The organism is Providencia sp. PROV156 (assembly GCF_028480905.1).
GTDB lineage: Bacteria > Pseudomonadota > Gammaproteobacteria > Enterobacterales > Enterobacteriaceae > Providencia > Providencia hangzhouensis.
Window position 1 is genome coordinate 48,504 of the sequence record NZ_JAMPPE010000022.1, and the last position, 14,490, is coordinate 62,993.

The following is a 14,490-nucleotide window of genomic DNA, read 5'->3' on the forward strand; positions in this document are numbered from 1 at the left end:
TTGTTGATAGGTTAAGGCGCTAAAGAAAGTTAGCGCCTTTATAATTCAATTATTGGTTAATTAGACTAAAATCCCACTCTTTTAGTGCGTTGATTGAGTCTTTGTCTTGGTATTTTGCGCCAAGTTCAAGGTAATCATGGGCTTTTTGGATTTCGTCTTTACTTTTGGTACCGACCCAGCCGTTATAATACATATAAGCAAGTTTGTATTTTGCCATCGCATGGTGAGTACCTTGTTCAAGGTCTGTTATATCGTAATATTTTGCTGCGCGGACATAATCTTTTGGCACTCCTTGGCCAAAATAGAGCATATCCCCAGCTAAATGAGCAGTGTTACTGTCATTTTGTTGTGCGCCTAAATCAAAATAATAAAGCGCTTTCGGGAAGTCTTTTTCTATACCGCGCTCATTATCTTTACGATAAAGATTACCTAAAATATTATAAGCGCGAGGATAGCCATTTTTCCCTGCTAACTCATAATAATAGATCATTTTTTGGGTATCTTCAGGCACACGTTCACCACGTGCATAAGCGACACCCAATGAGAAGGCTGACATTTTGTCGCCAGCCTCAGCTTCGACGCGCTGCTTTTCAATTTGCTCGGCAAAACGGCCATATTTCTCGTAGGCTTTTTCATCGGCAACTTGTTTTTCAATCTCTTGTTTATCTTGAGCTGAAAGTTTATCCATTAGCTCAATAGAACTTGGTTTTTTATCAAGTTGTAATGCATAGTAATAGGCTTGCTTGGCATCGCCTTTTTCTACATAAGCCTGATAAATTGCATCAAGTGCGTGAGTTGGGTGGTAATTTAACGAAATTTGATACCATTCGATGGCTTTGTCGATATTTTTATCAATATCACAATCGCCTTTTAAATAGAGGGTTCCCATCTCTTTGGAAAGACTTTCTGGATAATGAATATAGTGTTTGTCGGTATTTTTCTGGAAATTGCTTTTTTCAATCCATTCCTTCAAATACCGGCTTGCTTTATCCATATCCACATTATCGCTGTTTCCACAATATTGGCCAGGATAGTAGATTTGATAGAGTTTCTCCGTTGCGGCTAAATCACCTTTATCGTAAGCTTGTTGTAAATAAGTTAAGGCTTTAGCGTTATCACTATTTACGTAATAGTAATACAGATTAATTAAAGCTTTGGTACGCGTGTTTTCTTCACTTAGCAGCAGTGCTAAATATTTTTGTTCGTCTTTAGGGCGATTAAGCTCTCTTTTTTTATCTTTAATTCCATCTCGATACAAATCAACCAGTGCATTGAAGGCATTATTAGAAAGCTTCTCATCGGTTGATTTCATACCTTCTTGTAGATATTGAATGGCTAAATCATATTCAGGAGAGCCAGAAACAATTTCGCTATCATATAAATAAGTTTGGGCTAACTGAACTTTAGAAAATAGGTCACCTTTCGCTGTGCCATCAATATAATTTTGACGTTTTGATTGGCTATCTTCAGTCACGGAATCCAGAGGTTGATATGCGGCTAAGTTGCCCGCTTCAATACTTTTCTTATACCAATCTTGCGCCGCGAGATTTTGGCCGCGTGAACTATACCAATCCCCGAGTTTAATATAAGCAGAGGTATCGCCTTTTTTGGCAGGAACAACGAGAGTTTCATAGACTTCAATATAATCATCAACCCGTTTGGGATTCGAATGTTTACGTAAATAAACGATGGCCTCATCCCAGTCAGGTTCCATTACCCAAGCGTTTTTTTCTTCATTTAGCACGCCCATATATCGCATCTCACTATAGAGAGCGATTGCGTGATCATTGCCTTCATCACTCGCTTGTTTCAGGTATTTAGCCGCTTTCAGGCGATCTTCCTTGACACCTTGGCCATAGAAATAAGCTCGGCCCACTTTGTATTTTGCGGAAGGACTTTCATTGAGCATTTTCATGCCAATGTCATAATCATCCATATATTTGATGAATTCATTGCCCCAGCTTCCTGCTTTAAGGTAATACTCACGTGCTTTTTGTCGATTAGGCTCAACAAGCTGGCTGCCATTTAAATACTGATGTGCCAGTTTACGGGTATAATCTTTACTGCCAATCGCTGCTAATTGGTCGTAATAACCTAAGATTTTTGCTTTATTTGCATTGAGATATTGATCCTGTTGGTAATAATCAATGAGTTCTTCAAGTGCGCTTTCTTGATTGAATTTTGCACTTTTCTCTAAATATTCAAGCCATTTTTTCTGGTCGACTTTTTGCCCATAATTACCATATTTGTAAGCATTGGCGAGCGTACGTAACGCATCAGGGTCATTCTGTTTCGCTTTTAGTTGAATATTGGCAAATGAAGCTTTGGCTTTTTCAATTTCTCTTTTACGTGATTTTAAAAAGCTAAAATCAGGGTCAGAAATCTGATTGTAATAGAAAAGGGCGGTATCATAATTGGCATCTTCGCCGTAGTTACCTTCTTGATATATTTCCCCTAATTCATATAAGCAGCGGTTATTTTTGAGTGCCGCACATTTTTTATATTGAGGAACTAAATCTTTTGCGGTAAGCCCAGTAATTTGCTGGAAGCGAGATTTGTAATACGCCTTATCATTGTGATAAGTAACGCCATCAAGGTTTTGCGCAATATATAAATAAGCAGATGCACTACCCAATTCTGCAGCTTTTAAAATATAATCGTACAATGGTTTTATTTCAGCATCACTTAAGGTATCAACATTAGTTAATTGAGTGAGCTTGTTTATCCCATATAAATAGGTGATATCAGCATCTTTATTAATCAGTGGTTCAATTAATTTCTGAGCCTCAGTATGGTTTTCATATAAAGCCATTTTGACTAATAACGCTTTTGTGTCAGCGCGATTTAAACCTGTTTTTAATAAAATATCTTTAGCGATTTGTAACTGACTTGGAAGTAATTCGGCTTGTGCTTGAGGTGAATGGAGCACATTGACTATCAGGTTAGCTATTTTATTGGTTTCTGTTGGCCGGTATTTTAATAATGCAGCAGCATAATAAACCTGGCTATTATAATTTTGTTTGATTGATTTTTCATATAAATCAAAGGCCTGATCACTATTTTTCTCGGCGTCTTCTTTTAGTAAATAGTCAGCATACAAATAAGCTAAGGCGTAATTTTCGCGTTTAATGACATCGTTTTTGAGGATATCGACAATCGTTTTCTCATCGATAAGTGCTTTAATATCATAGCGATAATATACTTGAACTAATAAGCGATCGGCCGTTGATGGGTAATCGTTTTCATTAAGGTTGTCGATGAGTAATTTAGCGGCTTTCTGCACATCCTGCTTAGTACCAAAAGCATTAATATAATAACGCGCTAATTGCATCTGAGCATCATAAGTGGGGTCTATGCGATTTGCTTTTTCTAAAGCAGCGAAGGCTTTTTCTGGTGAAAATAATGGGCTACCTTTAACACTATAAACATCACTGGCTACCACTAACGCTTCTGCGGAGTTCGGGTATTTTTCCATTAAAATAGGGGTGTATTTAGCGACAGTATCACTCAGTTTTTTGTTTGGAAAATCGTAACTGGAGATTGCTCTCTCGTTGATGGTAACAAGTGCGTTTAAGTCGCCAAGATCTGCGGCTGCGGTGAGATATTTTTCAGCTAAAGCGTCATTTCGCTTAACATCGCTAAATGTACGGCCAGAATACACGTTATAGGCTTGATACATCGCGGGAGGGTATTGGCCATCAGCGGCATCAGTTAAATCCTGAATGCGGTCGGTGTCAGCTTTGTAATTTAAATATAAGGCTTTAGGATGTTTAGCTTCCACAAGCGGTCGCAGGTAAACCATCGCACGGTTTTTATTTCTCCGCACGCCATCGCCGGTCATATATTTTTGGTACAAAGCATAGATGGCGTTCTCATCACCACGACTCGCACGTTCTTCTAAATTAGTGATGACTTTTTGTTTTTCTTCTTCTGTTTGTGAACCATACAATGATAAAGCCCCTGGCTCTAATTCACTTGCGTCAGAAATGTATTCTAATGCAGAGGAAAAAGAGAGGCGTTCATATTTTTTGGCTAACAGCGGATTTGGTGGTACGCCGTTACCACCTTCTTCATATATCGACGCGAGTAACATCGCGGGTAAGGGAAAGTCGTTGCTGACAAGCGGCGTTAATATTTCAACGGCTTTCTTACTGTCATTTTCAAAGTCATGAGCGATATAGCCCAAAGCAAATTTTGCCAGTTTTGAACCTTGTTCAGAAGCCAACGTAAAATATTGGCGAGAAAGTTCGATATTTTGTGGAACTTGCTCGTATTTATCAGATAAATAAATACCTCCAACCATTTCTTGTGCTTCTTTGACACCGAGATCAGCCGCTTTAGTTAAAGAAATTAAACCGTTTTCATCAGTAGAAGTGTCTTCTATTAGGTGTTTATAACGAAAAAAGCCAAGGTTATATAATGCATTTTTATTGTTAGCCTCTGCCGCTTTAATTAGCCAGTTTTGGGCTGCCACATCATCGGCTTTTGTGCCAATACCCTCTTTATACATCATGGCTAAGGCAAAAGCGGATTGTGAGTCTTTATCTGCGTTTTTTTGGAATTGTTCAAATGCAGCTTGAGATTCACCTTGTTGATATAAGTCGTAGCCTAATTGTGAGGGAGAGGATGAGTTGGTGGTATTGACGAAATAAATGCCAATGGCTACAGCAATTATTATCAATATGAACAACCCAACTTTGAACGGCTTAGTCATTGTCATTCCTTATTATGGTGGTTACTTGCCACGATCCATTTAGGTTTATCGCATTATCACGGCTTATTGAGTGGAGTTAATACTCCTAAAGGGGTATTTGATTTTGCTTAAGTCTAATTGGAATTCCAGAAGATTCAATCGGATTATCCTCTATCTGAAAAACGGTAATTCGATAAATCATATCAATGGTGGGCGAATTAAAGGTGATTTGAGAGGGATTTAAAATGTCACAAAGTATTAATGGTAAGGAATATGAAGGGAAATAAACGAAGGGACGGCGAGGATTTCAAACATAGCCCCACAAAGTGGGGCATATGAGTGACGACATTGCATTTATTGCTTTTGTAATTCTATTCTACTGGCAAGAATCTTCTTGAACCACCTTTTTTTCACGGCGGAATAATTCTGTCAGTGGTGTACGTAATTGTTGCGCTAACATTACCCCGAGTAATACCACACCACCACCGATTAAATGGTAGCTTTTAAGTTCTTCACCCAAGGCGAAAATAGCGATAATGGCAGTGAAAACGGGAGCTAGGTTCATAAAAATAGAGGTTGTATTCGCACCAAGGCGCATAACACCTTGGATCCACAATGCCGGAGCAACAATGGAGGCGGCAATCCCCGCAAATACCACTAAACCGATATTTTGGCTGTTCAGAGAGACATCTTCAGCTAGCAAGAAATTAGGGAGTAGCATGATAACGCCAAAGAAAACCTGAACGTATAGCGAGTCCCAGCTAGATAATTGGATTGACCAACGCTTAGTCAGAACACCGTACAGGGCGTATGCAGCGGACGCAACCAACATCATGGCTTCCCCTTGACCTAAGCCTTGAGAAAATAACGCACTTGGGCTTCCTTGGCTCACTAACCATACTAATCCACATAATGAAAGAATTGAGCCTAATATAATCCCCACAGTAGGAATAACGCGTAGCACAAAGATACTAATAATTACTGTTAGTAATGGGATCATGGAGTTCATAATTCCCATAAAGGTTGCACTTACACTGTGTGCGGCATAATAAGCTAAACTTTGGTATAGCATCATCCCTAGCGCGCCTAAAATGGCGAGTTGCCACCAATGTTTCATAACCGTTTTAAAGTTTCGAAGCACCGAACGTAATACGAAAGGGGTCATGACTAGAAATGCTAATGCCCAACGGTAAAATGAGATTGCCGCAGGGTCAATGGCAGTGGATGCCGCTTTGTTAACAATGGCATTAATTGACCATAATAAAACCGCAATCAGCGGAAAAAGAAGATTCTTCATTAAAACATTCTCCCATATTGAATGGGCGCTAGTATACATCTGTCCGATTTTTTATATATACTGATAACCAGACAATCGATAACGCTTTTCAGACAGGAACCATGGAAAACTTAAAATCAGACATTTGGCAAATCAGTGAATGTAATATCGCAGAGCCTGAATTGGTGGCTTTTCGGCACGAGCAAACCGCAGCCCTCACTGAGTATAAATCCCATTCACACCCTTTTGGGCAAATGCTGTATGTGGTCTGTGGCATTATGGAAATGGAGGTGGCTGGTCAACATTATCTAGCGCCGCCAGAGTTTTGCATTTGGATCCCAGCGAACATTCCCCATGCTAGCTTTAATAAAGAAAGTGTCAAATTTCGGATCATCGATTTTTCTCATGAATATAACCAAGTGCTTGCCCAGCGGCCTTGTGTGATTAAGCTTAGCCCTATATTTCAATCAATTATGACGGATATGTACCAACGCGGTATTGTTCAGCCTGAAACAGAGCAAGACTTACGTTTGGCTCATGTGCTGATTGACCAATTTCCATTGTCCCCTTGCCAAGATACTTATTTGCCTATTTCAAAAGACAAATTTCTTGCCCCAATCTTATTAGAGTTACAAAGCGACCCAGCCGATAACACGACGTTAGCACAATGGGCAAAACGCTATTATACATCGGAACGCACGTTATCAAGACGCTGCCAGCAAGAATTAGGTATGCCGTTTAGTGAATGGCGTCAACGCTTGCGATACTTACATGCCGTTGCCGGGTTAGAAAAGGGGAAAAGTGTCCATGAAGTCGCATTGGATGTTGGGTATAGCTCGGCATCCGCCTTTATTGCGATGTTCCAGCAGATATCAGGTGTCACACCAGACCGTTTTCGAGCGAAAGAATTTGACGTAGAAGGCAACCTCTCATAGGCATCTGGCTTAAACCGTGGCAAAATATTGTTCCACTTATCTATATAACGACACAATACAAAAAAGTTATTGATTGGGACAACAGCGTGAAAATTTTAGTCGATGAGAATATGCCATATGCTCAAACTTTATTTAGCGAGCTTGGTGAAGTGAAAGCAGTACCGGGACGTCCTATACCAGAACAAGAATTAATTGATGCAGATGCATTAATGGTGCGTTCTATCACTAAGGTTAATGAATCACTGCTTGGTAATACGCCAGTTAAATTCGTTGGAACCGCGACAGCCGGTTTTGACCATATTGATACCGAGTGGTTATCGGCGGCAAATATTGGTTTTTCATCAGCGCCGGGTTGTAATGCAATAGCGGTTGTTGAATATGTTATTTCTTCACTATTATTCCTAGCGGAACGTGATAACTTTGATTTGCGTGATAAAACAGTAGGGATCATAGGTGTCGGTAATGTCGGAGGGCGTTTAGCTGCAAGGTTATCGGCTTGGGGAGTCAAAACATTACTCTGCGATCCGCCACGTGCAGCCAAGGGGGATGACGAGTCATTCGTTTCTTTTGATGATATCCTTGAGCACGCTGATGTCATTACCTTTCATACTCCGCTGAATATGTCAGGGGAATATAAAACTTTCCATTTAATGGATGAAACGCATTTAGAAAAATTGCGCGATGGTACCATTTTAATTAACGCAAGTCGGGGTGAGGTGGTTGATAATAAAGCCCTATTATCTGTGCTTAACCGCGGAAAAAACCTGAGCGTTATCTTAGATGTGTGGGAGCCAGAGCCTGATTTAGATACGGCACTTTTAGCATTAGTGGATATTGGCACGCCGCATATTGCAGGCTATACGCTAGAAGGTAAAGCCCGAGGAACGACGCAAGTTTATGAAGCTTACTGTCAGTTTCTCGGCAAATCGTCACAAGTTTCTCTTTCATCATTACTGCCTAAGCCAGATATCAATCAATTGACTTTCAATGGTAAATTAACGCAAAACCAGCTCAAAAGGTTAGTACATCTCGTGTATGATGTGCGCCGAGATGATGCAGTGTTAAGAGCCGTTGCAGGGGTAAAAGGTGAATTTGATAAGCTGCGCAAAAATTATCAAGAGCGTCGTGAATGGTCATCCCTTGAAATTATTTGTGATGATGAACAAACGGCATCAAAACTCAATGAGCTTGGTTTTACAGCAAGTTTAGTTTGCACAAAATAGATTAGTTAAAATGAACACCTGATTAAATAACACCGATTGGTGTTATTTAATTTTTTTATTTTTTAGAGGAATAGCCATGACTGAAGGTTGGAATATTGCAGTATTAGGCGCAACCGGTGCTGTAGGTGAAGCTATTATTTCACTGTTACAAGAAAGAGAATTCCCAGTCGGCGAATTATATTTACTTGCCAGTGAGCGTAGTGCAGGGGAGAGCGTACGCTTTAATGGTAAAAGTATTCAAGTTGAAAATGTGACCGACTTTGATTGGTCACAGGCACAAATTGCCTTTTTTGCAGCCAATGAAGGTGTCAGCCTACAATATGCCGAATTAGCGGCACAAGAAGGGTGCATTGTCATCGATACGAGTGGCGTATTTGCTCAAGAACCGGATGTGCCACTGGTTGTCCCGAATGTGAATCCGCAAGTCTTAGCCGATTACCGCAACCGTAATATTATTTCATTGGCAGACAGCTCTGTGAGTCAATTATTAACGGCAATCAAACCGCTGGTGGATGCCGCAGGGGTGGGGCGTATTACTTTAACAAATATGTTGTCGGTTTCTAGTTATGGTAAAGCCGCCGTAGACGAGCTGGCAGGGCAAAGTGCGCGTTTATTAAATGGTATCCCTGCGGAAGAAGGCCGTTTTAGTAAGCAATTAGCGTTCAATATGTTGCCATTACTGGCGGATATGGAAGGTAGTGTCGTTCACGAACGTCGTTTGGTTGAGCAAGTGCGTAAGGTGCTGCAAGATGATGGCTTACCAGTGGCGGTGAGTTTTATTCAATCTCCTGTTTTTTATGGGAATGCGCAAGTCGTTCATTTAGAAACTTTGCGCCCAATGAGTGCAGAAGAAGCGAACGAAGAACTTGAACGTTTTGAAGATATTCAGGTCTCAGAAGAGGGTGATTATCCTACACAGGTGACTGAAGCGTCAGGTAATGACCAATTAAGCATTGGTTGTGTACGTAATGACTATGGCATACCTGAAATTTTACAATTTTGGTCAGTGGCTGATAACGTGCGTTTCGGTGGGGCACTGATGGCGGTAGAAACAGCAGAAAAACTGGCTCAGGAGCTGTTTTACTAATGTCTGAGCCTACACAGTTGTATCGAATCGCATTAGGTATTGAATACAACGGCAGTCGTTATTTTGGTTGGCAGCGTCAGCAAGAAGTGAAAAGTATTCAAGGTTGTTTAGAAGAAGCCTTGTCAAAAATTGCAGCGGAGCCAATTAGCGTGTTTTGCGCAGGGCGCACAGATGCAGGCGTTCATGCTACAGGGCAAGTGGTGCATTTCGAAACCTCTGCCATCCGCAAAGAAGCGGCTTGGACTATGGGGGCGAATACGCATTTGCCCTCTGATATTGCTGTCCGCTGGTGTAAACCGGTGGCCGAGGAGTTTCATGCACGCTTTAGTGCAACAGCGCGTCGATATCGCTACGTGATTTTTAATCACCGTTATCGGCCAGCAATTTTATCGAGTGGCGTAACGCACTTTCATTATCCACTCGATGAAAAAAGAATGCATGAAGCGGCACAGGCGCTATTGGGTGAGCGTGATTTTACCTCATTCAGAGCAGTCCAGTGTCAGTCGAAGTCGCCATGGCGTAATGTGATGCATGTGAATGTCAGTCGCCACGGTCATTATGTGGTGGTAGATATCAAAGCCAATGCGTTTGTTCACCATATGGTGAGAAATATTGTCGGAAGTCTGTTGGAGATTGGTTGTGGCAATCAAAACATTGATTGGATGGCGCATCTTCTTGAGTTAAAAGACCGTACCAAGGCAGCTGCAACCGCAAAAGCGGAAGGGTTGTATTTAGTGAGTGTCGATTACCCAGAGAAATTTGAGTTGCCTCAGAATGTGATGGGGCCGCTTTTTCTGGCAGATGAACTGATGTAAAGCGAATTTTTATTTATCTCATAATTTTTGTAAATAGCATGGATGCTATTATCAATGAGGATTTTATGGAATTTATCACTTTTATTATCGACTTTATTTTACACATCGATGTCCATCTTGCTGAACTGGTCAGAGATTATGGTACATGGGTATATGGTATCCTATTTCTGATCCTATTTTGTGAAACAGGGTTAGTGGTCACACCATTTTTACCTGGAGATTCGTTATTATTCGTTGCGGGTGCGATTTCGTCATTAGACAGTAATGACCTGAATGTCCATTTAATGGTCGCTTTAATGATTACGGCAGCGATTATTGGTGATGCTGTAAACTACGCAATTGGGCGTATTTTTGGTGAGAAATTATTCAGAAATCCAGACTCGAAGATTTTTCGTCGTGTTTATTTAGATAAAACTCATGCTTTTTATGAAAAACATGGCGGTAAAGCGATTATACTGGCACGCTTTGTGCCGATAGTCAGAACTTTTGCACCATTCGTTGCAGGAATGGGGAAAATGTCTTATCGTCACTTTGCTTTTTATAATGTGACGGGCGCGTTTATTTGGGTATTATTATTCACTTATGCGGGTTATTTCTTTGGTGAATTACCGTTCGTACAAAAGAATTTGAAATTACTGATAGTCGCGATTATCTTTGTTTCAATTCTTCCGGGTGTTGTTGAAATTATTCGTCATCGTCGAATAGCTGCGAAAGAAAAGCGTGCGGCAGCGCAAAAAATCGATAACCACTAAGCGGTTTAGTAAGGTGGTTTAACAAGTTTTTATCTACAGTGAGATATCATTGTGGTTTAATGGCAAAAAATTACATACTGGTGATAACCAGAGTGAATCAGACAAAAAGGTCCATTAATGAGCTGGATTGAAAAAATTTTAAAGAAAGGTAACTTGACCCAATCACACAAAGCCAATATCCCTGAAGGGGTTTGGACCAAATGCGATAGCTGCGGGCAAGTATTATATGGTGCTGAATTAGAGCGTAATTTATCCGTGTGTCCAAAATGTGACCACCATATGCGAATTCACGCACGTCAGCGCTTAGAAACCTTCCTTGATGAAAACTCAACAACGGAATTGGGCAGTGAACTTGAGCCAAAAGATATTCTTAAGTTCAAAGATTCAAAAAAATATAAAGACCGTATTGCTGTTGCGCAAAAAGAAACAGGTGAAAAAGACGCGATCATCGTGATGAAAGGCACGTTGAAAGGTATGCCTGTGGTGGCTGCGGCGTTTGAATTCGCTTTTATGGGCGGTTCAATGGCCTCTGTTGTTGGCGCGCGTTTCGTGCGTGCAGTGGAGCAAGCTCTGGAAGATAACTGCCCGTTGGTTTGTTTCTCTTCAAGTGGCGGTGCGCGTATGCAAGAAGCGCTGTTATCATTGATGCAGATGGCAAAAACCAGTGCAGCTTTGGCAAAATTGCAAGAACGTGGTTTACCTTACATCTCTGTATTGACCGACCCAACCATGGGTGGGGTGTCTGCAAGTTTAGCGATGTTAGGGGATATTAATGTGGCAGAGCCGAAAGCATTAATTGGTTTCGCAGGGCCACGTGTTATCGAACAAACTGTTCGCGAAAAGTTACCGCAAGGTTTCCAACGCAGTGAATTCTTACTTGAGAAAGGCGCGATTGATATGATAGTTCGCCGCCCTGAGATGCGTGATCGCTTAGCTGAAGTGTTAGCGATGTTAACCAATAAACCAAGCTTTAATGACACGGCTATCATCGTAGCGGAAACGGTTGAAATCGACATTAACGCCGTTGATGAACTTGATGCCCAAGAGCCAAAAAAGGATTCTGAAAAGCATAAAAAAGATGATGAGTAATCTAATCATTCCTAATGCCAAGTCTCCATTGGAGGCTTGGCTTTCTTATCTCACCGACTTACATAGTCAAAATATTGATATGGGGTTGGAGCGAGTCGGTCAAGTTGCTAGGAAAATGAACCTAACGCAACCTGCACCTAAAGTTATCACTGTCACTGGGACCAACGGAAAAGGGACAACTTGCCATACGCTAGAGTCTATTTTTATGGCATCTGGGTTAAAAGTTGGGGTTTACAGTTCACCGCACCTTATTCGTTATACCGAACGCGTTCGTATTCAAGGCCAAGAGCTCCCTGAGTCTGATTTCTGTGAAGTATTTGCCACAATTGAAGCACAACGTGCAGATATTTCGCTCACCTATTTTGAATACGGCACCTTGGCGGCGTTACAGTTATTTAAGCAAGCTAAACTCGATATTGTGATTTTAGAAGTCGGATTAGGCGGTCGGTTAGATGCGACCAATGTCGTTGATGCGGATATTGCGGCGATCACCAGTATTGCCTTAGACCATACAGATTGGTTAGGTGCAGACCGTGAACATATTGGTTATGAAAAAGCCGGTATTTTCCGCAAAGGTCACTATGGAGTGGTCGGTGAACCGGACATGCCAGCTTCAATTGCCCAAGTGGCTGAGCAGCTAGGTACACAGCTATTTCGCCGTGGTACGGATTGGCAATACAGTGAGCAAGCAAATAGCTGGTCATGGAAAAGTTCACAGCGTGAATGGCATGATTTACCGTTACCCAATGTACCTTTAGCGAACGCAGCAACAGCGCTGGGTGTGGTGAGTTGCTTATTGGAAATTGATGCAGATATTGCCCAAAAAGTGACTGAGTCCGCTATTCATCAAGGTTTGAAATCTGCTCAATTACCGGGGCGCTTCCAAATTATTGGTGAAAAACCGTTAATGATATTGGATGTGGCGCATAATCCCCATGCCGCAGGGTACTTAGTCAGTAAATTAGCGGCCTTACCGGAAACTAAAAACCGTCGCATTCGCGCGGTGGTAGGGATGCTAGGCGATAAAGATATCAAAGGGACGCTTGAGTGTTTATCACAACAAGTCACCGACTGGTACCTTGCGCCATTAACTGAGTTTAGGGGAGCAGATGTGGCCCAACTTAGTCAATATTTACCCACAGCTAACCAGTTTGAAAGCGTAGAAAAAGCGTGGCAGCAAGCTTGCGTCGATGCTAATGAGCAAGATGTGATTGTGGTGTGCGGGTCATTTCATACCGTCGCTCACGTTATGATGTTATTGGAAAATCAAGAAGGATAGTGCCGGTGGCTAGTAAATTTCAGAATCGACTTGCTGGCGCCATTGTGCTTGTTGCAGTGGGGGTCATTGTGCTTCCTGCTCTGCTTGATGGCGATAAGAAATACAATGAAAATGAATTTGCGGCCATTCCTATTATCCCTAAACCAGGTGATGAAGAAGACATTGAGGCAATAGCGCCTATTGTAAGTACGACAACAACAGCTTCTTCAGAAGGGGCTTCTGAAGCCATGTTATCAGAAGCGATTACGCAGCAGCAAAACGAACAGGTTGAAACACGGCCATCGACGACGACTCCGGCACCAAGCGTAGTTGAACCCACAAAGCCAGAACCGAAGCCTGAGCCTAAAGTTGAGCCGAAGCCACAACCGAAACCTGAACCTAAGCCCGAGCCGAAATCTCAGCCACAAGGCAAAGCATTTGTGGTGCAAGTCATCGCATTGAACAATGCGAGTAAAGTTGAGGAGATAGTCGCACAGCTCAGGTTGTCTGGTTACCAAGTTTATACTGTTCCTGCAAAACCAGTGAATAATAAACTCACGCGGATTTACGTAGGGCCTGAGGCCTCAAGGCAAAGGCTAGAAGCGGCTTTACCAGAACTGAATAGGATTACGGGAACAAAAGGGATAATTCAAAGCTATAAACCTTAAAATAGAATTTAAATAATCCCTAAAAGGTAAGGGGATTTAGTAACTTACTGCGGCGATTATGATTTTTTCTTTTCGCCGCTATTTTTTTTAATTTGATAGAAAAATGGTTACGCAAACGTTTTCGTTTTCTGTTAGAATGCACTTCGCTGATGTTGCGAGTGCGAATTTTGGAATGGAATATGGTCTGGATAGATTACACAATTATCGCCATTATTGGCTTCTCGGCATTAGTTAGCTTGATCCGTGGGTTTGTACGAGAGGCGCTCTCACTGGTTACATGGGGCTGTGCTTTTTTTGTTGCAAGTACGTTTTATCCTTATTTAGCTGACTATTTTACTCGCTTTGAGGATGTGCTGGTTAGAAATGGCATTGCTATCGCCGCACTGTTTATTGCCACTTTGATTGTTGGCGCAGTCGTAAACTATGTGATTAGCTCATTAGTACAAAAAACGGGGTTGTCAGGCACAGATCGTGTTCTGGGGATCTGCTTCGGTGCGTTGCGTGGTGTATTGATTGTTTCGGCATTGCTGTTTTTTCTCGATACCTTTACACCATTACCTCAAAGTGAGGACTGGCAGCGCTCGGAACTTATTCCGCAGTTCAGTCATATAATCAGGTGGTTTTTTGACTACCTGCAAAATGCGTCAAGTTTCCTACCGGAGAACATTTCTCCGTCTGGCTGATGAGGAAAGAC

11 protein-coding genes are annotated in these 14,490 nt (G+C 41.7%); 9 read left to right on the forward strand and 2 right to left on the reverse strand.

What is annotated here, in order from left to right; all coding sequences use genetic code 11:
* Positions 1–49: 49 nt before the first annotated feature.
* Both PSF31_RS15690 and PSF31_RS15695 read right to left on the reverse strand, forming a co-directional pair.
* A complete protein-coding gene (locus tag PSF31_RS15690; protein WP_232062894.1) occupies positions 50–4,714 on the reverse strand; it encodes a tetratricopeptide repeat protein in 4,665 nt (1,554 codons plus the stop codon).
* A gap of 355 nt (positions 4,715–5,069) precedes the next feature.
* The gene (locus PSF31_RS15695; protein WP_036957974.1) at positions 5,070–5,990 is read right to left on the reverse strand and encodes a DMT family transporter; all 921 of its coding nucleotides are present in this window, start codon (positions 5,988–5,990) and stop codon (positions 5,070–5,072) included.
* A 101-nt stretch (positions 5,991–6,091) separates the two neighbouring features.
* On the opposite strand from PSF31_RS15695, the gene PSF31_RS15700 reads away from it, so the two are divergent.
* From PSF31_RS15700 to cvpA, 9 genes are all read left to right on the forward strand, one after another.
* Complete coding sequence (locus PSF31_RS15700; RefSeq protein WP_096864925.1) at positions 6,092–6,904, forward strand: AraC family transcriptional regulator; 813 nt, start codon at positions 6,092–6,094, stop codon at positions 6,902–6,904.
* 86 nt (positions 6,905–6,990) lie between these two features.
* A complete protein-coding gene (pdxB, locus tag PSF31_RS15705) occupies positions 6,991–8,127 on the forward strand; it encodes a 4-phosphoerythronate dehydrogenase PdxB (RefSeq protein WP_096864926.1) in 1,137 nt (378 codons plus the stop codon).
* A gap of 76 nt (positions 8,128–8,203) precedes the next feature.
* Positions 8,204–9,214 (forward strand): aspartate-semialdehyde dehydrogenase, encoded by a 1,011-nt coding sequence (locus PSF31_RS15710; RefSeq protein ID WP_096864927.1) that lies wholly within the window; start codon positions 8,204–8,206, stop codon positions 9,212–9,214.
* A complete protein-coding gene (gene truA / locus PSF31_RS15715; RefSeq protein WP_096864928.1) occupies positions 9,214–10,029 on the forward strand; it encodes a tRNA pseudouridine(38-40) synthase TruA in 816 nt (271 codons plus the stop codon). Before PSF31_RS15710 ends, truA begins: the two co-directional genes overlap by 1 nt.
* A gap of 65 nt (positions 10,030–10,094) precedes the next feature.
* Positions 10,095–10,781 (forward strand): DedA family protein, encoded by a 687-nt coding sequence (locus PSF31_RS15720; protein WP_094962679.1) that lies wholly within the window; start codon positions 10,095–10,097, stop codon positions 10,779–10,781.
* 117 nt (positions 10,782–10,898) lie between these two features.
* Positions 10,899–11,870 (forward strand): acetyl-CoA carboxylase, carboxyltransferase subunit beta, encoded by a 972-nt coding sequence (accD, locus tag PSF31_RS15725; RefSeq protein ID WP_096864929.1) that lies wholly within the window; start codon positions 10,899–10,901, stop codon positions 11,868–11,870.
* Positions 11,860–13,149 carry a bifunctional tetrahydrofolate synthase/dihydrofolate synthase gene (gene folC / locus PSF31_RS15730; protein ID WP_096864930.1) on the forward strand — a complete coding sequence of 430 codons (1,290 nt, stop codon included), beginning with the start codon at positions 11,860–11,862 and terminating at the stop codon, positions 13,147–13,149. Before accD ends, folC begins: the two co-directional genes overlap by 11 nt.
* 5 nt (positions 13,150–13,154) lie before the next feature.
* Complete coding sequence (gene dedD, locus PSF31_RS15735) at positions 13,155–13,796, forward strand: cell division protein DedD (protein WP_036957975.1); 642 nt, start codon at positions 13,155–13,157, stop codon at positions 13,794–13,796.
* 179 nt (positions 13,797–13,975) lie between these two features.
* A complete protein-coding gene (cvpA, locus tag PSF31_RS15740; protein ID WP_004257304.1) occupies positions 13,976–14,479 on the forward strand; it encodes a colicin V production protein in 504 nt (167 codons plus the stop codon).
* The last annotated feature ends 11 nt before the right edge of the window (positions 14,480–14,490 follow it).

Coding starts and splice junctions, on each gene's coding strand:
- PSF31_RS15690 (WP_232062894.1), bottom strand. CDS start 4,714: ATGACTAAGCCGTTCAAAGTTGGGTTGTTCATATTGATAATAATTGCT.
- PSF31_RS15695 (WP_036957974.1), bottom strand. CDS start 5,990: ATGAAGAATCTTCTTTTTCCGCTGATTGCGGTTTTATTATGGTCAATT.
- PSF31_RS15700 (WP_096864925.1), top strand. CDS start 6,092: ATGGAAAACTTAAAATCAGACATTTGGCAAATCAGTGAATGTAATATC.
- PSF31_RS15710 (WP_096864927.1), top strand. CDS start 8,204: ATGACTGAAGGTTGGAATATTGCAGTATTAGGCGCAACCGGTGCTGTA.
- truA (WP_096864928.1), top strand. CDS start 9,214: ATGTCTGAGCCTACACAGTTGTATCGAATCGCATTAGGTATTGAATAC.
- PSF31_RS15720 (WP_094962679.1), top strand. CDS start 10,095: ATGGAATTTATCACTTTTATTATCGACTTTATTTTACACATCGATGTC.
- accD (WP_096864929.1), top strand. CDS start 10,899: ATGAGCTGGATTGAAAAAATTTTAAAGAAAGGTAACTTGACCCAATCA.
- folC (WP_096864930.1), top strand. CDS start 11,860: ATGATGAGTAATCTAATCATTCCTAATGCCAAGTCTCCATTGGAGGCT.
- cvpA (WP_004257304.1), top strand. CDS start 13,976: ATGGTCTGGATAGATTACACAATTATCGCCATTATTGGCTTCTCGGCA.